The sequence below is a fragment of the Pseudomonas sp. Y5-11 genome (genome assembly GCF_022368695.1).
Taxonomy (GTDB): Bacteria; Pseudomonadota; Gammaproteobacteria; order Pseudomonadales; family Pseudomonadaceae; genus Aquipseudomonas; species Aquipseudomonas parakoreensis.
On record NZ_CP058974.1, the window covers coordinates 2,420,649 to 2,441,154 of the forward strand.

Sequence of the window (20,506 nt, forward strand, 5' to 3'; positions counted from 1 at the left end):
AAACCTGCAACGTGCAGGTAATGGCGTTTTTAGAGCGTATTTCTAATCAGCTTGTAAAATATATGAATGAAGCGATAATTGACAAGCAAAGAGCAAAAAAGCTAAAGAAAATAAGATTATTTCTTGATTTGTTATTTTCTAACGCTTTGTTAATTGACTGTTCAGCTTTATTTGTTGCGTATAAGAATAGCTTGAGTGACAAGAACGGCACTGCAATTGCTATGAAAAATGTCGCAGCGAATGCAGCATGTATTTTGTCGATTGGTACGAAGCAATAATTTATCACAAACATAAAAGCCGCAGCGATTAACTGTGAATAATAGTAGTGCTTGAGGTGCTTGAAGTGTTTAGCGACTGCCGCATATACACCAAACATTGCCAGAATCACCAAGTTTATCGTAAGGATTAGCACAATATTCATGCTGTCAAACTTTAGGCTTGCGATAAGACTCAATGGCACAAACAAAAACAGCGTCAATGGAATAGGGAAATTTCTTAAAATCCCCATTATTGCTTGGCTGTTCGTTAACTGCTTTGGCTTTGGTGGCTCAGAGGCTTTTGAAAGGTTTTCAAATTCTGCGTCAGTCAAATCTACATTTTTATTTTCTATTTCATTTTCTTGTTTTTTCATAATTATCCTCTTTTTGCTTATGAAGTGAGTTTGATTAATTTCAAACCTATTTCTACAATATCATTGTATTTTGTAAAAGTAAATGCGCTGGAGAATATATTTCGATTTTATTTTGTATTTGTGGTGTTTTTCACATTTTTTGTGGAGTAGATAATCAAAATTAAGATTTTTAAATGCGTGTAGAAATCGTAAATTAGATTTTTGAGTTTTTTCGTTAGATAAAAAGGGTATTTTTCGCACATTGTGGAGTAGATACGCGAGTCGATACGCGAGTCGATAGGGTAGAAGCCATGATTGCCACATTTGTTCAGCGCTCATTTCTTACGCTTCGCTGAAACGAACCCTAAACAAATCCGGCCCGACGAAAACCAAGGCGAAAAAAAACCGCCATGGAAAGCGGTTTTCTACACTTACTATAATATTCATTGTGTTCTAGTCGCTGTAAGTGTTCTGCCTCTGTCGATAAAATCGAACTTATTGTTGCTTTTTGCCACGACTTTCAAGATATGAAAGCAATATCCATTGTATTCCTTCTGGATTGCGATTTTGCATGTGTCGTCAGGATTTGCTTTGGTAAGCGGCCTACTCGATTCAGTGATAAAAAGGCTAGTTGTATCCCCTGATTTCTCTAATTTGTAAATTTGAAAAGGGTAGCCCATTTGGACGCCGTATTGGTCGATATGACCTGTATAGCTTTTACCCTCAAAGTCTATTAGATATGTGCCTGAAATTTCTTTCGCGTCTAGCTCAGGATTTATAGGCACAAATTTATCGTCTTCAATTGTCTGTGCAGCATTTGAAGCAAACGAAGCTGTTAACAATGTAGCTGCAATAAATGTCTTCAAGTCTCTCATATCAAACTCTCCTTTTTTTGAATACGAATTTAGCGATTCTATCTAGAACGATATAGAACAGCGCAGTGCCTATGACCGCAAGCACAACAGCAGCCCAAAATAGGCTATCAGTCATGTGGGTGAAAATGTTCAGGTAGATAACAACCTTTCCGACTAGCATATACATAATAGAAAATATTACTATTGGGCCTAGCCCGTCTATGACTTTCTCCTTTGTGCTTTTCATTTTAATTTACCTTTATATTAGTAATATAAAATATACCACAATTAAATTGCTTTGCAAGTTTATCCGACTAATTTTCTCATGAATTTTGAAGCGTAATTTTTACCTTCGCCATAAAATCCTTCTATTTCATTATCTATTTCGTCTAATGGCCTAACGTTTAATCCTTTTAACGTGTATTTAACAGCCCATTTTGCAATAAATCCGGGCGCTATAGCTATTATCACTAAGCACACTAATAATATGCAAAGATTTGTAATGCTGTCGATTCTTAATGTTACAAGCGTCTGCATGACATTCGTAAATTCAAGATTGAGTGTGTATATAGCTAAGCTCACTACTGATATGGAACACCAGAAACAGAAAACGTAGGCAGCTACGAACAACACGGGTTCAATTACAGCATTGAACATTAATTCTTTAATTTGGTGTGCTGCATTTGTCTTTGTGTTCCAGCCGAGCGAAGCCAAATATCTTATTAGCACAACTATAAAATCGAATGAAATCAAAATAAGAAAAGCAAACAAGCTGAAAGATTTCAATGAAAGAATTAAAAACATAAGGTAAGTGGTGCATGCAACAACAGTCAGCGTTAGCTTCATTATGAAACCTAAAACCATAGTAACAATAGAAAGTATCTGGTTGTTGATTGAAAACGCTTTTTTGGTTTCGTTAAGTACGAAATATGTTTTTGAAACGCCGCTGAATAACATTGCTGCTTTCTTCTCAATATCAACAATGTTAACTTCTTTGATTCCTGAACAATTTGAAATTCCATTTTTACAATTGAAGGTAGAACTAGGTATTAAATTGTCTATGTATGAGCTTTGCTTGTAGGGATTTGAATTTGAAACGACATAAAATTCTGGTTTTTCAATCGGAACCAATAAGCTCTGTACGTTAGCACTGCTTTTCCCACTCAAGAACAATTCAGAATTAGATTTTGATTCTGCGTATCCGTTGAACGTAATTTTGTTATTTCTGAAATAATCTATATAGGTGTCAGGCTTTAAACTGAACTCAGCAGCTTTTGCGTATGCGAAGTAAAGAGAAGCTATACCACCATTTATAATTACAGGAAGCTGTTTTCTAGCTACTTCTTCGTATGTTATCGCTGTTTCCGTTTTAACTTGAGTGTTAACGTCTTGGTATCTACTTTCTATCAATGCTAGTTTTCTTGATTCAAGCTCTTCATAAGACAGTGATTCAGTAATCATTTTTGCATATATGCCTTCTCTTACGACTTCATTATTCCTATAGTCTATGCAGTCGAGATTTTTAGCTTCCTTATTGAGTGAACTCAATCTAATTACGCATGCGTACCTTCTTTCTTCTTCTTGAAGCGCTTCTATGTCATTTTCTTTATCAATCCAAAATGCAGTTTTGCTTCTGTCTTTGTAATCAACCGAGATTGAGCCAAAATTTTGGAAGTACGCATTATTTGTTAATGCTGCGTAGCACCTAGCGTTCTGCGCGCTTTTAGGTAGTCTAAGCTTGCCATTTTCATAATACGGGTCAGAATTAATAGAGTAGCAATCTAGAGTGTTCTGTACTGAATCAGCTAGTATTTTTCCGGTAATATCTGTTTCTATGTTGTAGGCTACGTCAGCGCTTTTAAGATTGAATTCAGCAGTCTTTATTTTTAGAAGATTTAATAAGTCCTCAGCTACTAGACTTTTACTAGTCTCAATTGTCTCTTTTGAATAATCATGCTCTATATCTGACGGCATAAATACAGAAGTGAAAATTGGTGTGACTAGAAAAACGCATAAATACAACACGTATATGAGCATTCCAAAAAACCAACCTAGCGCTATTGCAAATATGCTTTGCGTGCCAAATGGAATTAGAAGCACCATAATAACAAATGCCTGAGCAGTAGTTTTAAATGAACCAGTTAAGCTAGCTTTATCTGTTTTTAGGTAATCAAGAATTCCTCTAGCAATTGAAATTCCCAAAGTTAAAAGCGAGAACCAAAAAACATAGAATAGTATCTTCTCTATAAAGGTGCCGTTTTTTGGCATTTCAGGAGTATTTGAAGAAAAATTCTCAGCTAATTTGTTTTCAGTTGCCCACTCTAGAGCAACGTCAGCGCCTACCTGATTAATAAAAATAGAAACAAACAAATACTGTGGAGATTTTTTAATTGAATCCGAAATACATTGTTTAGCAGCATTGCTGCTAGGCATTTTCAGTTGGCCGCTCACAACTGCTGCATATTCATTTACATACATGCTGCAATTTTGTATCTTCGATTGCGCTTCGCTAGCGGCATTATCTGCAAAAGAGAAATTGCTAAAAATAAGCAGAGCCAAACTAAATATTATTTTATTTATCATGTTTTTCTGTATGTTATTATTATATTATAGTACAAATTAATTTCATTACAATGATAGCAAGACAATTAATCTGTCTTGCTATCAGATTTTCTTCTGTCGCGTGCGGCCATTCTTTTAGCTTGAGTTGCAGAAGCCTTAACAACTGCGTCTGTAAGCTGTGAAAGCTGCGCTGCTGTTGCTGTACCAGTAGCAACCATAGCTGTCACAGCCATAAAATTACCGTCCTTCTCGTATGCCTGTTGCTTGAATATACTCTGTAATGACAAGCTTAGTCTTTCGTACAGATAAGCAGCAGTAGCGACAATAACCGTCATTAGTAGAGATATGATTGCGTATCCTACTAGCTCAAATATTATTTGTGTCAACATATCAAATTTCGCTCTGACAGTTAATGTCACTTCAAAGAATCCACTTATCATGATTGGAGCTAGAAGATTAACGAATTGACTGATAATTTCTATGAATGAACCTAACAAAGCAAATTGGCAAATTATATTTGTGAAGAATAGTAATGCGCTTTCGTAAGCTTTGTAATCGCCTCTCATGCCAGAATATAAAGCTTGAAAGAAAAATGTTAGCGGTTGTAGGAATACTTCAATAAATAGAACTAAAAGCTTTCTTAGCATGTAGTATATAAGATAAAAGCATGTGCTGAATGCTAAGAAATTCAATAGAGATAAGCTGAAAAACGCTTTAGCTATTACTCCTATAAGCACTAGAATCGGTTCAATGAGTCTCTCAAATAGAAAGCCAAGCGTCTTTGCTATGTCGCTCAAGCCGCCACTGCCAGAAATTGCACCGATTAAATCACCAGAACCACCAAGGAATTGACTACCAGCAGCGCTAATTACTTGTAGTACAGTACCAGTTGATAAAAGCGTGATTGTTGCTTCTAGTGAGCCTACGAAGAAAAACGGCAATAGATTTTCTTTGGACCAGCAAATTTTATTTGACCAAGCGCATTCAGTCACAAAATCATAAATGTTGCAGCCACCTTGAAGGCCCCAAGCCAAGTTCATATTAGGTGTACAGAATCTAATTTTTTCTTGGAAGTATTTTAGAAAATCGTCAAGCGTAAAATTATTGTCGTCAGAAATTTTATATCCGACTACTGCCGCAGGGTTTTTTGTTATTGTGGCGATTCCTGTGTCTACATAGTCAAAGAGTCTTATATAGTCATTAGTGTTTGCGTCTTTGCTGTTTTCATTTTTCTTCTCGCCCTCAGAAATTTCGTAATCTACGTAATCTGCTTTCTTTGAAGGGTCTACTTTAATGTTATATCTTGTTTCAATGGTTTCTGAATCAGCTAGAAGGCTGGCTACTTTTCCAGTGTCCATATTTGCAAATAATTGTGGGACTTGACCAAATGCGCCCAAATTCGCAAATTTACTTGCATGAAAAGACTTTTTGAAATCCTTGTAGAACATGCCTTTTGCCATTCTTATTATTTGTTTGATTGTTAGTGTGTAGCCGATTCTTTTGATTAAGAAATCCTGTACAATCTTGAAGCTTCTGTCTCTATCTTGCTCTGTATAACTGGTTGTGACTTCTAAGCCTGAAGCTGTAAATTTTGAGCATTTTAGTGGGCTGTTCAAGAAAGAGTCAGTAATTTGTTTTACTGTTGAGTCTACATACGGAACCATGCCGTTTGAATTGACAGCGTTTACTACTCGCTCTATTGCTTCGTTAGGCATTGCACATTCTAATTTAATTAGCTCATTTGCTGCTATCCTTGCTTCTTCTCTGAATACTTCTATTTCGTTTCTACCTTCTCTATTCTTTCCGTCATAACCGCCAGCGCGTTCATTTATTATCTCTATAAAGCTGATTAAAGCAGCGTCAGGCTTATCTTTGAAGAAATCAGCTTGTGAGTTTATAATTCCTAATGCCCATGAGTAAGCGGCTTTAGATTCTTGCTCTACGAAACTGCTGTCTACACCTGCTAAATAGTCGGGAGATTTTCCGCTATTGACTTGAGCAAATCGCTTTGCTGCTGTTGCGCTTGAAGAGGAAGTAAAAGTTGTCTTAGCTATTGCTGGAGGCTGCTTTGTTGCTTCGTCCTGCAACAGCTTTACCGTGAAAATATTATTCTTATAGTTGTTGTTCAAATAAGATTTGTTGGCAGGATTAAGTATTTCGAAATCAATTCGCATTGTTGATTTTGCGTATCCATAGTTTTCTTCTTTGTATTTAAAATCTGAGTCGCATTTAGAAGAATGCTTCATAAGTATTGATTTGTTTTGCTTTGTCCAAACAACGTCTAAGTAAGAAAGCTCAGTGTTGAAATTATTTACTAAATTATATTCAGGTTCAATTCTGTCGCATGAATTGATTCTCTGTAAAAAATCGTCAAGAGATAAATCTATTGTGTTGCATAGAATGAAGCAATTGTCTGTTGTGTCTTTTTCTAGCTTTATGTACGCCTTACGATTTGTATTTCTTCTTGTCATTTCTTCACTTACAGCAGCGCTCAAATAAGCAACGCCAGAAAATACCGCGCTAACAACGTCGTCTTTCATATCTGTATTTTTTGGATTTAATAAAACCCTTTCAGCATTTGCTATTTGAGTTCTGAATAAAAGGTTCTGAGTATATATGCCAGTGTCCATTGTCACGTTTACATATTTGTACCATGCGTATGGGTGGACAATTGTTAAAGCAACGAATAAGCCTATTGAGCTTGATTTCATTTGGTTGAAATATTTTTCTCTATATTGTACTTCGCTAAGTTCTTCGTCTTTGTCGTTATAGTTAGCTAATTTGTAAATTGATTTGATAACAGGCCATAGAAAAAACATTGCAACTACAACAAACAGATACCACAAATGGCTTATGACGATAAACATAATGCCGTCTTCTTTAGGTTCTGAAGAAGTACCTATAGCCTCTTTCATTGCATTTTTAACTATGTCTTGCTTACAAGCTATTCCTGACTTTGCTGTTACTACGCTGTTGCTTCCGTCTTCGCCTGTAAACGTTTCCTGCGCACATTCAACAGTGGTCGCTGAATTATCAACACCGTCAGCGTAAGAGGCGAGGGGCGATATAGCGATTAAGGCTATGAAAAAAAACTTGAGGAAATTAAATTTCATTATTATTTCCCTCATTTCTAGCTTTACTTTTTTCCAATATTTTTAGCCTGAGAATTTCTTCTCTTTTTCTTCTGTCTTCTTTTTCGCCAATCTCTAACTCTTCTCCACCAATTTCTTTGTTTATTCTTTTGTTGATAGACTTTCTAGCGGCTATCTCATACTCGTTCGCTTGCTCGTTTTTAACCGCCTTTGAATATTCTCTTTTTTTGACTGAGGAATAAAATACAAGCGCAAATGAAGCCATACTCATTAATGTTATTTGAATTGGCGAACTAAATATAAGATAGAGAGATAGGCCGAAAGCCATAGTGGACAATGTTAGAGTAAAGTGAAACTTTTCACTCATTGCGAATCTATCAAATTTCTTACTTCGTACAGCGCTGTTTGGTTTAAAGAATCTATATTTTGTTTTCTTTGTCTTCGCCATTTTATTTTTGTTTTTATTGTTTGTTAATTATCACTATATAACAAAAAATAATTAAATCAACTTCACTACTATAATATTATTTATTTCTGAAAAAACCTATGCCAAGTATTGGCATTCCAGAAGCTCTTAAAAGTCAAAAACACTCATGACTTTCTCAAAGCTTCTACAAGCTCAACACAGCCGTTCAAAATCAAAAGGTAAGCACTGATTCAAGCGCGAAAGACAGAGCGCCCAAGCGAACGCATAGAGGCTTAGAAACAGAAGCTAAAAAGGGTGTTTCTGATTCAAATACGTTTCTTCAAATCTATCCATGACGCCGCTTTTATTTCAGACATGACGCCACGGCATGACGCCACAATTTTTTAGGGCATGACGCCGCGCAATGACGCCACCGCCTGACGCCGCGATTCTGGAAGCTAAGATACTGATTAAATATATAGCTTACTTATTACGCCAGATATGGTCTTTGCGGCGTCGCGCACAGACCAACAAAGCTCCGCTTTTATCAAGATTTTCAATTTTATTATTTTCCAGTTTTCATTAATAAATCATTCATTGTTGCTTTCATATTTGACAAATATTTTAAATGTTGTAAATTTTAAAATAACAACAATAGAGAATTTATGGATAGTCAAGAATCGTCAGTTATAGAGCTTGGTTCTGAGTTAACAAAAGCAATAAGAAAATTTTACAATATTTTTTTCTTGGATTATCTATTTCTGGTAGTTCTGATAACTGCTACTTATCCCGGTTCGGCTAAAGAAGATAATATATATGTTGCAGCTATTTTTATAATAGCATTTGCGCTTATTAAGTTAAGTGTTTCCCATGACGCAAAAGTTCTAATTTCTGAAGGTGATTTGGATTCCATAAGAAAGGAAATCATAGAGTACAACGCAGATAGAAAAGATCGATATAGAGGTATTATAATCGGCAATAGCTTTTGGTTTGCCGCGTTTACTCTCGCAAGTATCGGTTATGAATATGGCTTGCTTGTAGGTGCTATGTATGTTGTGTGCGTGATAACAATAGGGATTTATTTACAGAGGTTTTTAAATAAAAGGCTGGAAGGTTTTACAGAGGAAGAAAAGAAATATATCGAAGAGCAAAATAACGAACAAGAAAATAATAAATAAGGAGAAATATATATGAGAAACAATTATGAAGCGGCTTTAAGTTCAGTAGTAGAAAACGCAAAAGACGCAGCAAAAAGCACAAGAGATTACGTTAGATTCAGCAACGTAATAAAAGAATGCGAAGCTGCAAAAGAAGAGCATTCAAAAGCTTTACCTTCCAAAATGAAGCCGGTTCTAGAGAACACAAAGCTTACAGGCGAAGCAAAAACCAACAGAATTAATTCAATCATGAATGCTCACAGCAAGAGCGTTAAAAATCTTGATAAGAAGATTGCAGACGCACAGTCAGAGCTTGCAAATATCGTGAAAAATTCTACGTCTTCTGAGTTCGATAAACTCAAGAAGTCTTTAGGCGCGGCCCACTTCTTGGCGCTTCACTACCTCTATGAAACCAATGCTGATTTATTAGAGGGTAAGCCTGAATGAACGCAAAAAATGGCAGACTAGATTTTTGGTCAAATAGAGAAACTGCTAAAGTCTTAGATTCAATTGCAAAACTTTTAGAGCTTCCTTCCAGAAGCTCTTTAGGCAATGTGCTGTTAACTACAAATACAATTGATATTGCAGACATTAGAAGCAAGAGAAAAAGACGTTTAGCGCTAGTAGCAGAAAACGAGCAAGAACAGCCAGAAGACAAAGAGATAAACATTCATGAAATAGCTTCAAAATCTAAAAATTGGAAAGAGCAATTTAGAGACATAGTGAAGCGCGAAAAATCAGGCGCACCGTACCTATCAGAATCTCTTTCAATGCTAAATGAGCTTGATAAGCGCTTAAAAATATTCTCAGAAACACCAAGGAATAAAACAACAATCAGAGCAAAAGCAATTAGCTCGAAAGCCTTTTCAGGTTATGCACTTTTAGTCGCTGAATATGAATCTGCAATAAATAAAACCAATGATAGAACGAAGATTAAATTTATTGGTGATTATACTGCTTTTGAGCTTTTCAAAATATCTTCCAACAGTTCAACCCCAGTAAAACAAAAACTGGCATTTTTGCTCAGGGAATTAACAATTGAAAAGCATACATTTGAAGATAATCAAGAGCTATTGAGACAAATAAACGAGCTTCAACAAGCATGCAATTTCGGCGTGAAACAATACCATATAGCTAAAAAATCAAACACTGGTGTAGATAGTTCGCTAAGTGATTTATCTAACAGAATAAACGCTCTACATAGCTACATAATTACAAAAATAACAAACTAAAAGGAAGATATGATTTCGAGAGTAGAACCAGCTAAATACGGCCCCGGCGCAAGTGCAACACATGGCGGCGAATTGATACCAATGTCAGACATTCAACGTGAGCATGCAGCTTATCAAAAAGCAGTTGATAGCGTTAAATATGTATTGACCAAAAGAAACACCGAAGTTTTTAATGAAGTTGTACATTCTGAGAGAATACAGGGTTTTGCACACAATATGCCTTTCTTAGAGCCAGCACCAAAGTTTTCAGGGAAAAAATTAGATTACCCTGAATACGACAATAAAGCAGTTATCTTTTCAAACGATTTCGCCAGAGACGCTAAGGCATTTGAAAACAAATGCTTTGAAGAAAACAACATGAATCGTTTTAATCACGTTGGATTGCAGCAAGTTTTTTTCAATTACACTGACAAAGAGTTAAAAGATACTTTTGGTGCTGTCACATTTGAACAAAAGCGTTCGGCGGCTATTAAGTTGTCCCATGAGTTTATGGAAATTATGGTCGGAACCAAAGACTATTATTATGGAATTATGCCGCATGCATACAAACAAGATAAGCCCCTTACTGACGTTCACCTGTTCATTTTAAGATTTGATAAAAACGGGCAGTATTTAGAACACCTCTACAATTTCAACGATAGACACCAGTACGCTTTGGCTAAAATGCAGGAAAGGTATCCGGGGCTATATCAGCATAAAAATTTGAAAACTTCTGTCACAGATAACCAAGCAGCTTTGCAACGACTTACAAAAACTGATATAGCAAATGTAGCTAAAATAATTAACAATCAAGACTTCAAAACTATTGGAGAATTTAATCACCCGGAAGTAAGGATAGAGTATATTTACAAAAATACTAGAAAAGCTTTAGACCATGAAAATAGAAAATATGGTGTTGTAAATACTAGAATCAAAGAATGCAAAATTCATTATAAGGGACAGAGTTTCACTCACAAAATACTTGGTGATATAGACGCTGAAAGGAAAATTAGATTCATGGTTGAAAACGATAAAGCATTTGAGCGAAAAGGAATAGACTTAGTGGATATGAGAAAGCATATTCAATCAACACATGCCAATGCAAAAAGCTATGTTGAATTCGCTGAACAACTCTTAGCGTTGGGCATAGAGGTACAACCAAAATGGTCTTCAAATAAAGGCGTTTTTCAAGGGTTTGAGATTGGTCATAAAGGTGATTCTAAATACTATATTCCAGTTTCAACATTCAATATTGAAATAACAAAACATTTCAATTTGGATTTCTCAAGTCAAGCCGAATACAACAAGCTTTTGAACGTCAGTATCAAAGCAGACGCCGCATATTCTGAGTTCAGTTCCAACAAGCTAAAGCTTCAGAAAGGGGAGACTATCGAGCAATGGCTAGCACGCCTTAAGAAGCACAAGCGCGGTTATTTCTCTAACCTGTACCGTGAAGACGGTGACTCTTATTATTACGGCACAAGCGAGCATAAGGCGTTCTCAATCAATGCCAAAGAGGGCACGGTGATACTCAGAAACGCGAGAGAACGAGACATAAAGGCTCTAGCTGAAATCCTCATGTCTAGAGGCGTAAAGGAGCTAGACGTAAAGCAGTGCAAGGACAAAGCAGATTTACAGCTAATCATGAACATTTTCAGTGAATATTCAATCAAACTTAATGGCTACATGATTAAGCCTGAAAACGAAACTGCTTTAGAAGCATATAGGATTCAAAAAGCTATGAGTTCTCACAATAATAATCTTGAGACGTTCAAGAAGCAATGTGTTGATAAGAACAATAAAGTAATCAGTATCAAACCTTATTTGACGAAAGCGGACGAAGTTTTCAGTTATGAAAACGTCTATGTCATGCTTCCCTATTACGCTAAGCAAGGCGTAGAAATCGCTAATCTAGATACGAATTATTTTATCAGGCACAAAGACTATTTGTTAAATAGATTTGAGAATGACAAAGAGACAACTGCTTATCTGAAAAACATATTCAAAATCGAAAATATGTCTGTAGAAGAAAAGCAAGAATACTTGATTCGCAAGCGCGAGATAAAGACAAGAAGAAACAAGTTGTGATAATTGATTTATCTGTAAAATATACTATAATATTTATATGTGATAGAGTTTTTTTCGCATAACCAAAAACAATAAAAACAAGGAGAAATATGGCAATAATAAACGAACCGCTCTCTTATGAAACAGACGATAGACTAAAACCGGCAGTAAAGCAGTTAATCAAAAGCTATTTGAATTTAGCTAAATCCTCAGAGACTTTGAGTCTTCCCTTTTCTATCCCTAATCATGTTAATGACACAGCAATAGCCGCTGTATACATAAGCCAAAACCTAAACAAACCAGAATTCGATTTATTCAATAAACCCAAATATCAGGAGGGATTAATAAAAGCTGTAGAATCTTCTTCTAAATTAATGATTTTTGGGAAAGACAATCTCAAGCATTTCAGAGATTCTTTTAAGAGCGCCGAAGCAAGAGAGTTGTTAGAGAAAGACGTAAAGGCATTTGAAAACAATCCTAGATTCGCTAATGAGCCTATTAATCAAATCGCCGGGTTTATCATGAATAGACCTGAAAATTTACAGCTTGGCTCTATCTCAAGCACTGCGCCAATCGTTCCAGAATACACACAAGAAAATGCTATTACAGACAGTGATAAACCCAAAGCTGTAGAGAAAAAGCTAGAAATACTTGAAAGATTATCTGAGCGTGTGAGCTATATTCAGACTCAAAAATCAGCCGCTGAATACAAGTCATTAGCTAATGAGGCAAAGCAGAAGAACGAACCCTTTAAGCTTCCTGTATCCAAACAACAATACGACATTCTTTTAAAAGCTCATGAAGAATACGTGACTTTCATGAACGACAATAATTTAATCGTAGGCAACAACAGAAACAAAATGCTCAAGGCGGGGCGCGGGTTTGGTTCTTCTTCGTCAGCGCTTATAGGTGAAGAACTGAGACAGGTGGTTAAATCTGAGAATGGTCAAGAGCATGAGATTGTTATGGGGCACTACAAATCATTTTCTAACACATTCGCTATGCCTCAATCTCAAGAGAATAATCCAATTGCTTACAAAGCACAGGTTTTAGCTTTGAAGAAAAGCGGAGCGACTGAATTATTTTTTACTAGCTTACCAGCCAATGCGGAGAATTATATTCTGAATATGGCGCGTGAGGGAATAGACGCAGGGCTTAAGGTGCATTTCCCAAAAGGGTTTGAACACCTTGAAAACAAATTTAAGATAGGTGGAATATCTAGCGAAAAGCCAATAGCTGAAACAGTACAAAATCCAGTCGAACAAACTGTCGAAAATCTAAAAGAAAAAGACGCTCTTAAACTTGTCGTAGACAACACACCAAAACCAGAACCAAAAAACAGCGAACCGGTAGAAACTGTTTCAGAAGATAAGATTAGAAAATTGCCTAATGACATGTTTATCGTACCCGGCAAAGAGGGCGGTTTTGTGTTGTACGGAATCGAAGGGAAAACGAAGACAGACAGAGCTTCAATCAAAATGACATTGAACCAGATTTTCACAGACGAACCAAATTTGAAAATCAATGGCGTATTTATGGCTAAAGATTACGCTGTGAATATTGGAGAAGCGGCCAAAGGGGAGAAGAATTTCAAAGAAGCTTATGACGTTCTTCAAGAAATAAAAGCAGAAGTGAAGGCAGGTAGGGCACCAGAAGTAGCTATACCTAAGATTCCAGAAGAAGCAAAAACCGACAAGCCAAAAGAAGCGTCAGAAACTGCAAAGCAACAAATGGAAGCTCTAAAAAAGAAAACAGGCGTGAAGCCAAGGTAAAGAAAAAAGCCCTCAAGGGCTTTTTTTGTATCCGTCTAATAACTGTAGAATCTTTGAATAAGCTTCTGTTTCGAGAATTCCGAACAGCGCCATTTCTTCCCTTTCGTCGCTCATGACTACAATAGCACCAAGAAATTCGGACGTATAAACAATCGCTATAAGGTCGTCGTATTCAACCGCCTTGACTCGATTGTCTATTGTCGTCCTATATTCTTTGTTTATTTCTTTTTTCGTTATTTGAAAACCGTCTTGCTTTATTTCTTCTAGATATTTTAATTCCAAGTCTCGCCCGTAATCGGTTTCAATTACGCCTTTTATTTTTATAATGTCGCTGTAGATTTTCTCTAATAGTTCACGTTGATTCATTTCTTCCTTTTTATTGTTATGTACTTACATATTATATCGCCATTGTTTTTAGTCAAATTTCAAACAAAAAAAAAGCCACCCCATAGGAGCGGCATAAAATCACTTTGGAAAGTGTTTGTGTGCTGCGCAAGTGCGTAGCGAGCAACTATGTTAACACAACTGGCCGTCTCGACCGGGCACACAGGCTCAATGCCCTGTTAAGGGCAGGCACGGGCATTCACGGGCACACAGGCTCAATGCCCTGTTAAGGGCAGGCACGGGCATTCACGGGCACACAGGCTCAATGCCCTGTTAAGGGCAGGCACGGGCATTCACGGGCACACAGGCTCAATGCCCTGTTAAGGGCAGGCACGGGCATTCACGGGCACACAGGCTCAATGCCCTGTTAAGGGCAGGCACGGGCATTCACGGGCACACAGGCTCAATGCCCTGTTAAGGGCAGGCACGGGCATTCACGGGCACACAGGCTCAATGCCCTGTTAAGGGCAGGCACGGGCATTCACGGGCACACAGGCTCAATGCCCTGTTAAGGGCAGGCACGGGCATTCACGGGCACACAGGCTCAATGCCCTGTTAAGGGCAGGCACGGGCATTCACGGGCACACAGGCTCAATGCCCTGTTAAGGGCAGGCACGGGCATTCACGGGCACACAGGCTCAATGCCCTGTTAAGGGCAGGCACGGGCATTCACGGGCACACAGGCTCAATGCCCTGTTAAGGGCAGGCACGGGCATTCACGGGCACACAGGCTCAATGCCCTGTTAAGGGCAGGCACGGGCATTCACGGGCACACAGGCTCAATGCCCTGTTAAGGGCAGGCACGGGCATTCACGGGCACACAGGCTCAATGCCCTGTTAAGGGCAGGCACGGGCATTCACGGGCACACAGGCTCAATGCCCTGTTAAGGGCAGGCACGGGCATTCACGGGCACACAGGCTCAATGCCCTGTTAAGGGCAGGCACGGGCATTCACGGGCACACAGGCTCAATGCCCTGTTAAGGGCAGGCACGGGCATTCACGGGCACACAGGCTCAATGCCCTGTTAAGGGCAGGCACGGGCATTCACGGGCACACAGGCTCAATGCCCTGTTAAGGGCAGAACCAGACATGCCACGCAGTGACACACTAATCGTCAAGGCTATGCACAGTTGTAGAGCCTTCGACCGCATACAGCTTTAGCGCGTCAATCCTTTCACCGTCCGTAATGTCTGTGAAAAACGCAGCTTCAAAACCAGTTATCACCGATTGAAACTCTGGAGGTGATACGTCATTACCAAAGAAATTGAAATTCGCACCGATATGGTTTTTAGTTTTTAGATATGAAGTAAAACCATTAGTATTCATGTCTGTTAATTGTTTTTCTGAGACGGTTGGATTGTGAACAGTAAATAGCTCTTTGCCTTTCTTTTCGTTTATTGTAAATCCGTCTGTAACTATTTTATAATAAATCTTAATTAGTCTTTCGTCTCTTTGTGAAATGTCAAAGCTGATAATTTTTAGATTTTCGTCAATGTGCTTTGCCAAAACCTTGGCTTGATTCATTATATCTACTACGTAGATTATATGATTATAGAGTTGCGTAAGGTCTTGTTCTATATCTTCCCCAAACATTAGAACATTTCCGCTTAAATTAAACTCAACCACCATTTTTGACTTGCTGTCATTGACCAGAAAATTTGCCATTTTCTGGAGCTTGGGCAAATTAGGCAAATTCATAATTGGCTGGCCTAGCCATTTTTCGTGGTTGAAAAGGTAGTTGAATGTAACTTTTAGTGTTTTGGCGTTGTATGTCATTTTGAAGCTGATTAGTCCGCCAAGACATTCACCGTTTATAAAAAGATTATCTCCGAAGCTGTAATGCTCAGCGTCAAAAGAAGCTATTTCAAATTCTTTGTCATGCTCTAACGATTTCAGATATAAAGAAGCTGGGGTTATGTTTTTATGTGGTTCTAATGTAAATGTCCCTTCATGGCCGGTTACATTCATTAATTCGAATAAAGCAGAACCTTTGAACTCAAAGCTTTTGGTGTTTATCTCGAAATGTTCGCCTGTTTCTAGAAACCGTTCCCACCCTTGATTAGCTAATTCCGCTTCTTCCGGGTCAGTGAAGACAATATCAACCTTCCCGATTTGTCCGGGTCTTACACGCACTTCATGCCTAACGTTGCTACCAGTAGCCACCGTCTTCACTTCAAAGCGGGGGTCAAGCTGGCTCAGATAGTTTTCGTACCCGGCCACGAAGCCAGCCAAAGGAACCTTCGTGAAATCCCCAGCTCCGGTATAGAAAATCTGTGAAGCCCCGGCCACAGCCTCTACAAGCTTGTTGTGCACTTCAGCAGGGCCAAAGGAAGGTTTACCAATGAGTTTTGTTGACCTGCTTTCAGCCTCACGCTTCCATTTGTGTAGCAGCTCGACGGGGTAGCGCACTTCGTCTGTATCAATGAGCTTTGAACACGACTGACACAGCCAAATGCCGTTGGACAATGACATGCGTTCCTCTGTAGTCATGGCCGGGTCATAGCGCCTTGCACCCGGCCCACTAGCCGCTGCCGTGATATGTGCCGCTACACCAATGCTTGAGAAACTGCCTTTATCTTCTTCACTTGCCCCAAACGTGTACGCTCTGCATTCGGGGTTTGAACAAACACCACCACAATTATCTCTCAGCAACCTTTTCAAAGCTGGTTTGAAATCGTCCCTTGCCCCTTTATTTTTCTTTTCTCTAGCCATGACATTTAGATTCCGAAAGGGAAGGGCCGGTATTCGTCGGCGTCGTATGGGTGTTCAGTTCGATAGTCCTTAATGAATGAAGGCACACCCGGCGCACCGTCCGGGTAATCAACTGAACCTATGATTTCAACATACGTTTCTTTATCTTCATTCAGCGCTAATTCTTCAAGCTTGACGTGTACGAAATTAATAAATTCTGGAAAATTCGCAAGAATCATTAATGCGAAATCCCGATTCATATTTTTGCAAAAGTCAGTATTGTAAGCGTTTAGTTCGTATGCGAAAGCATACAGAACAAAGGTATGGATAATATGGTGTTTTAGGTAGTGGTCTAGTTTACTTTGGAAATATATTATTATTGCACTTTCAGCTTTTTTCTTTTCTTCTTCTTCACTAAAACTATTGAAGCTAATATTTGGTTCTTCGCCTTTCTTGTCTTCAATTTCGAGCAAGAAGCGGTATTTGTTGTTGAAGACGACAACGATAAATCTATCTTCGCTATTTAAAAAAGCTTCAATGCAGTCTGACTCAACGTACTTGAATAGATTATCTTCGCCTTTTGCACGCTTGTAATGCTTCAATGTGCTTGTGAGATTTGTAAAGGCTCTAGCGAATTGCTCACATTCTTTCTCATATTTGAGCATTAACAGAATGTTTTCTCTTTCTTCCATTTTAAAATTCTCCAAGTGATTTCACTTTAATATCATGACCGACTCATTTTTTCAATGGGTCTTTACGATTGTATTTCTTAATGGTATTGCGTTCGCAGTCAAAAAAATAGAAGCGAAAGGCGGGTTGGATAGGTTGGGCTGCTGTGCTTTTCAATTGTATATTTCTATCCATAATTAATTTGTGATTCATATATTTGAGTTTTTATTTTGCATTTATTTAAAATATTTGTTGTGCGCGCTGATAAATATCTCTAGAATTTATTTCAACGGAGCGGGTAAAAGCTCTGAAATCAGAAGCAAAAATCACTTTGGAGATACACAAATGAGCGATTCCGCTAAAGCACGAGACTTTAAAGCTGAATACGAAGACGCTATCAAAAGCGCGGGCCTGTACCACGCCGGAGCTACTAATAACGGCGAACGTGTTCTGAACCGTCTTCTGTCTGCAACCGTTCCAAGCAGCGCAGCAGCTCTTAACAAAGAGATTGCCGAAGCCGCAGCGAAGAACGAAGAAGACAAACTGGAAGAACTGTTCAAAAAGCGTAAGGCGCTTAAGGACGCTGAATCTGCAAACCTGAAATCGTTGGCTACCATTCGCCAATCGACTCCGTTTGAAAAGATTCTGATTGCCTACAAACCAGAAGTAGAAGCTTTGGCCTATGAGCTTGCCCTTGAGGTGCTGAAAGGCACTCACGTCGCGCTTAACAACGCTACCCCGGCCAAGCGTGCTAAGAGCGGCGGCGCACCTTCAGACGAAAACAAGAAGCCCGCAGCAGCAGCGAAAGAAGCACACATTGAAGGGCCAGACGGTCAGACCTTCGTTGTTCCTTTCCACAAAGGCCCGCCAACCCTGAAAGGCTTGGGCGAGCTTCTGAAAGCACTGGGCTTCAACGTAGAAGAAACTCCGAAAGGTCCGAAAACCGAAGAAACAATCAAGCCGAAGGAAGGCGGCGAAATGTTGGTCACTCGGCGCAATATCGTAGACGCGATTAAGTCGGGCCTGTACAAAGGTTTCACAGTTACAAAAGACGAGACGGACGAACAAAAACCGGCTTAATGTCTGAATGAAAAAGCCCCCGCACAGGGGGTTTTTTTGGTCTTGAAGAAAGTAATCACCGTGCCCGCGTATGCCCATGAATGCCCGTAGCTGGGCATTCCACGGCAAACCTAACCAATCCTTCGCAGAAGTGCCAGAGCAGGGCGGGTAAAGCGTCTGGTGCGCCTAGGGCGCTTGGTTGAAGCAATTGAAGGACAAAAGAAAAGCGCCTATTGGCGCTCATTTGGATTTTTGTTTTTCAAATAAATGTTTGAGGAAGTTAAGTTCTTCAATGTCGGAAGAATACGAAGGTTCTTTTGATAATCTAATTTTTACTTCTTCTGATACTTCGATATATTCTAGTTCAATATCGTCATGCATAAAATCGAGTTGATTTACGTCAAACGTAGAAGCGTATTCTTTTGATAATATTATTTTTATTTCTTCTGGTACTTCTGAATAATCCTTAACTATTCGTTTCTTTTTCTTTTTCATTTTTCTCCTTGTCTTATTAGATTTTCTATCCATTCTTTCGCTTTTTTCTGTAGTTCCTCATATTCATGAAGCTGTTTTAAGTCTCTCTCTTTTTGTTTTTCCTTTGTGTTCTCTATGATTTTTATATTGCCCTTTGGCGTAGTAATGGCTTTCACTGCGCACGCTCTACGGAGCTAATCAAGCTTAATGAACTATTTACGTTGTAAGAATATTCAATATTGCTTTTCAAATTACTTATATGGTTTAGCGTGCAATCAATAGTTTTGTACCCATTGCATTGATTCATACGTGAAAGAGCGATAGTGTTTATATTAGAAGCAGATTTTTCGTAATGGTCTACAGGGTCAAATTCTGGTTTATAGAAAAGCCCGTATAGGATTGTCGCTAAAAATATAATTGCTGCTGAAACAAGCACCATATTTGTTGTTAGTTCTTTTGTTGTTTTTTTCATTTTCCTCCTTTTTATTATTTGTTCAAGCTGACTATTGCGTTAACTCGTTCACCCGTTGCATAACTAGCAAAATCAAATTCTTGGTCAAAGTAGCAAGATATAAATGTTCCATTATCGTACACGTCTACAAGCTCAATATTTGAACAAGTCAAATTTCCTTTGGCTGTCGCTACTGTAATTGAAACTAGATTGTCTTTTAGTTCTTTGACTTTCGCAGATAAATTCATTGTAAAATAAGACGTGCCCACAGGCTTTATCATAATATCTTCAACGTCATTATTTTTTGAAATAACGCAGTCAGGTAGCCCCTGACGGTAAGGGCAATCCTTGACAGCTTTGAGTACCTTGGTTGTATTCAAGGGCACCATAAACCCGGTCACAATGCCTTGCCATGGCGTTATATCGAATTCTGGCTTTTGAGGTTCAGACGGCTCTACAGGCGGTTTCGGGTCGGTAGGTGAAGACTGAGAGGCAAAGCTAGTGCCTTCCAAATTCTTTCTGAATTGGAACTCAGCGCTGAAAGCAGACAAAGAAAAAACTGAAAGAATAACTGACGTTAATAGGGCTAAGGTTTTCATATTTTTATTATTATTTGTTAGTAATTAAATTGTACTATAATATAAAATAAAGTCAAATTAGCTGGGTCATTCTCTAATGAAAACAGTTTTAACCTTCGGCATTTCAACAAGCTGTTTAAAATCCTTATTCTTATTGTTCTTCATGAATTCCAATATGTATGAATTAAAGCTTTCGTTCAGGTTTATCGAGAATTTAAATCCAGAACATAACTCTTTTTTCGCCCTAGTGCTTGTGTAATACAGCGCCTCACTACTGTTTTCGCTTTTACTCTTTTTTATTATTTTATAGTCGTTGTGATTGTGTATGTACTTCAAAAAAAACTGCATTACATAGCTAGTATCTATTGATAGCGTCCAACAAATTTCTTTGAATTCTTTGTATGTCTCAGCATTTACACGCAAAGATATTGTTCTAGTTTTTTCATGGTTTCTCATTATTAAATCTCC

General features: G+C 38.3%; 18 protein-coding genes. 6 read left to right on the forward strand and 12 right to left on the reverse strand.

Features of this window, described 5'->3' with window-relative positions; translation table 11 throughout:
* Positions 1–46: 46 nt before the first annotated feature.
* From HXW87_RS10860 to HXW87_RS10880, 5 genes are all read right to left on the reverse strand, one after another.
* The gene (locus HXW87_RS10860; protein ID WP_181124923.1) at positions 47–631 is read right to left on the reverse strand and encodes a hypothetical protein; all 585 of its coding nucleotides are present in this window, start codon (positions 629–631) and stop codon (positions 47–49) included.
* Between the two features lie 422 nt (positions 632–1,053).
* The gene (locus HXW87_RS10865; protein WP_181124922.1) at positions 1,054–1,485 is read right to left on the reverse strand and encodes a hypothetical protein; all 432 of its coding nucleotides are present in this window, start codon (positions 1,483–1,485) and stop codon (positions 1,054–1,056) included.
* A gap of 285 nt (positions 1,486–1,770) precedes the next feature.
* The gene (locus HXW87_RS10870) at positions 1,771–3,942 is read right to left on the reverse strand and encodes a hypothetical protein (RefSeq protein WP_198834131.1); all 2,172 of its coding nucleotides are present in this window, start codon (positions 3,940–3,942) and stop codon (positions 1,771–1,773) included.
* A 170-nt stretch (positions 3,943–4,112) separates the two neighbouring features.
* Positions 4,113–7,139, reverse strand: a complete 3,027-nt coding sequence (locus HXW87_RS10875; protein WP_181124920.1) for a hypothetical protein — start codon at positions 7,137–7,139, stop codon at positions 4,113–4,115.
* Complete coding sequence (locus HXW87_RS10880) at positions 7,129–7,485, reverse strand: hypothetical protein (RefSeq protein WP_181124919.1); 357 nt, start codon at positions 7,483–7,485, stop codon at positions 7,129–7,131. Before HXW87_RS10880 ends, HXW87_RS10875 begins: the two co-directional genes overlap by 11 nt.
* A 704-nt stretch (positions 7,486–8,189) precedes the next feature.
* Here HXW87_RS10880 and HXW87_RS10885 point away from each other — a divergent pair.
* From HXW87_RS10885 to HXW87_RS10905, 5 genes are all read left to right on the forward strand, one after another.
* On the forward strand, positions 8,190–8,702 hold the full coding sequence (locus HXW87_RS10885; RefSeq protein ID WP_181124918.1) for a hypothetical protein: 513 nt from the start codon (positions 8,190–8,192) through the stop codon (positions 8,700–8,702).
* 12 nt (positions 8,703–8,714) lie between these two features.
* A complete protein-coding gene (locus tag HXW87_RS10890) occupies positions 8,715–9,128 on the forward strand; it encodes a hypothetical protein (RefSeq protein ID WP_181124917.1) in 414 nt (137 codons plus the stop codon).
* The gene (locus HXW87_RS10895; protein WP_181124916.1) at positions 9,125–9,913 is read left to right on the forward strand and encodes a hypothetical protein; all 789 of its coding nucleotides are present in this window, start codon (positions 9,125–9,127) and stop codon (positions 9,911–9,913) included. Before HXW87_RS10890 ends, HXW87_RS10895 begins: the two co-directional genes overlap by 4 nt.
* A gap of 9 nt (positions 9,914–9,922) precedes the next feature.
* Positions 9,923–11,980, forward strand: coding sequence for a hypothetical protein (locus HXW87_RS10900; RefSeq protein ID WP_181124915.1), 2,058 nt, complete (start codon positions 9,923–9,925; stop codon positions 11,978–11,980).
* Between the two features lie 89 nt (positions 11,981–12,069).
* Positions 12,070–13,731 (forward strand): hypothetical protein, encoded by a 1,662-nt coding sequence (locus tag HXW87_RS10905; protein ID WP_181124914.1) that lies wholly within the window; start codon positions 12,070–12,072, stop codon positions 13,729–13,731.
* 12 nt (positions 13,732–13,743) lie between these two features.
* On the opposite strand, the gene HXW87_RS10910 is transcribed toward HXW87_RS10905, so the two are convergent.
* The 3 genes from HXW87_RS10910 to HXW87_RS10920 all read right to left on the reverse strand — a co-directional run bounded on the left by HXW87_RS10910 (position 13,744) and on the right by HXW87_RS10920 (position 17,499).
* Positions 13,744–14,097 carry a hypothetical protein gene (locus HXW87_RS10910; RefSeq protein ID WP_181124913.1) on the reverse strand — a complete coding sequence of 118 codons (354 nt, stop codon included), beginning with the start codon at positions 14,095–14,097 and terminating at the stop codon, positions 13,744–13,746.
* Positions 14,098–15,223: 1,126 nt separating this feature from the next.
* Entirely contained in the window at positions 15,224–16,828 is a 1,605-nt protein-coding gene (locus HXW87_RS10915) for a hypothetical protein (protein ID WP_181124912.1), read from the reverse strand.
* A 5-nt stretch (positions 16,829–16,833) separates the two neighbouring features.
* Complete coding sequence (locus HXW87_RS10920) at positions 16,834–17,499, reverse strand: hypothetical protein (protein ID WP_181124911.1); 666 nt, start codon at positions 17,497–17,499, stop codon at positions 16,834–16,836.
* A 322-nt stretch (positions 17,500–17,821) separates the two neighbouring features.
* Here HXW87_RS10920 and HXW87_RS10925 point away from each other — a divergent pair, with 322 nt between their 5' ends.
* On the forward strand, positions 17,822–18,556 hold the full coding sequence (locus HXW87_RS10925) for a hypothetical protein (RefSeq protein ID WP_181124910.1): 735 nt from the start codon (positions 17,822–17,824) through the stop codon (positions 18,554–18,556).
* 219 nt (positions 18,557–18,775) lie between these two features.
* On the opposite strand, the gene HXW87_RS10930 is transcribed toward HXW87_RS10925, so the two are convergent.
* The 4 genes from HXW87_RS10930 to HXW87_RS10945 are packed head-to-tail and all read right to left on the reverse strand — an operon-like array spanning position 18,776 to position 20,059.
* Positions 18,776–19,030 (reverse strand): hypothetical protein, encoded by a 255-nt coding sequence (locus tag HXW87_RS10930; RefSeq protein WP_181124909.1) that lies wholly within the window; start codon positions 19,028–19,030, stop codon positions 18,776–18,778.
* Positions 19,027–19,185 (reverse strand): hypothetical protein, encoded by a 159-nt coding sequence (locus HXW87_RS10935; RefSeq protein WP_181124908.1) that lies wholly within the window; start codon positions 19,183–19,185, stop codon positions 19,027–19,029. The genes HXW87_RS10930 and HXW87_RS10935 overlap by 4 nt, the downstream gene beginning before the upstream one ends.
* Complete coding sequence (locus HXW87_RS10940; protein WP_181124907.1) at positions 19,182–19,481, reverse strand: hypothetical protein; 300 nt, start codon at positions 19,479–19,481, stop codon at positions 19,182–19,184. Before HXW87_RS10940 ends, HXW87_RS10935 begins: the two co-directional genes overlap by 4 nt.
* Before the next feature lie 14 nt (positions 19,482–19,495).
* Complete coding sequence (locus HXW87_RS10945; RefSeq protein WP_181124906.1) at positions 19,496–20,059, reverse strand: hypothetical protein; 564 nt, start codon at positions 20,057–20,059, stop codon at positions 19,496–19,498.
* Positions 20,060–20,506 lie beyond the last annotated feature (447 nt).

What these genes read in the sequence shown, in the direction of transcription:
- HXW87_RS10860 (WP_181124923.1), bottom strand. Translation starts at nt 631, where the DNA reads ATGAAAAAACAAGAAAATGAAATAGAAAATAAAAATGTAGATTTGACT.
- HXW87_RS10865 (WP_181124922.1), bottom strand. Translation starts at nt 1,485, where the DNA reads ATGAGAGACTTGAAGACATTTATTGCAGCTACATTGTTAACAGCTTCG.
- HXW87_RS10870 (WP_198834131.1), bottom strand. Translation starts at nt 3,942, where the DNA reads ATGTATGTAAATGAATATGCAGCAGTTGTGAGCGGCCAACTGAAAATG.
- HXW87_RS10875 (WP_181124920.1), bottom strand. Translation starts at nt 7,139, where the DNA reads ATGAAATTTAATTTCCTCAAGTTTTTTTTCATAGCCTTAATCGCTATA.
- HXW87_RS10880 (WP_181124919.1), bottom strand. Translation starts at nt 7,485, where the DNA reads ATGAGTGAAAAGTTTCACTTTACTCTAACATTGTCCACTATGGCTTTC.
- HXW87_RS10885 (WP_181124918.1), top strand. Translation starts at nt 8,190, where the DNA reads ATGGATAGTCAAGAATCGTCAGTTATAGAGCTTGGTTCTGAGTTAACA.
- HXW87_RS10890 (WP_181124917.1), top strand. Translation starts at nt 8,715, where the DNA reads ATGAGAAACAATTATGAAGCGGCTTTAAGTTCAGTAGTAGAAAACGCA.
- HXW87_RS10895 (WP_181124916.1), top strand. Translation starts at nt 9,125, where the DNA reads ATGAACGCAAAAAATGGCAGACTAGATTTTTGGTCAAATAGAGAAACT.
- HXW87_RS10900 (WP_181124915.1), top strand. Translation starts at nt 9,923, where the DNA reads ATGATTTCGAGAGTAGAACCAGCTAAATACGGCCCCGGCGCAAGTGCA.
- HXW87_RS10905 (WP_181124914.1), top strand. Translation starts at nt 12,070, where the DNA reads ATGGCAATAATAAACGAACCGCTCTCTTATGAAACAGACGATAGACTA.
- HXW87_RS10910 (WP_181124913.1), bottom strand. Translation starts at nt 14,097, where the DNA reads ATGAATCAACGTGAACTATTAGAGAAAATCTACAGCGACATTATAAAA.
- HXW87_RS10915 (WP_181124912.1), bottom strand. Translation starts at nt 16,828, where the DNA reads ATGGCTAGAGAAAAGAAAAATAAAGGGGCAAGGGACGATTTCAAACCA.
- HXW87_RS10920 (WP_181124911.1), bottom strand. Translation starts at nt 17,499, where the DNA reads ATGGAAGAAAGAGAAAACATTCTGTTAATGCTCAAATATGAGAAAGAA.
- HXW87_RS10925 (WP_181124910.1), top strand. Translation starts at nt 17,822, where the DNA reads ATGAGCGATTCCGCTAAAGCACGAGACTTTAAAGCTGAATACGAAGAC.
- HXW87_RS10930 (WP_181124909.1), bottom strand. Translation starts at nt 19,030, where the DNA reads ATGAAAAAGAAAAAGAAACGAATAGTTAAGGATTATTCAGAAGTACCA.
- HXW87_RS10940 (WP_181124907.1), bottom strand. Translation starts at nt 19,481, where the DNA reads ATGAAAAAAACAACAAAAGAACTAACAACAAATATGGTGCTTGTTTCA.
- HXW87_RS10945 (WP_181124906.1), bottom strand. Translation starts at nt 20,059, where the DNA reads ATGAAAACCTTAGCCCTATTAACGTCAGTTATTCTTTCAGTTTTTTCT.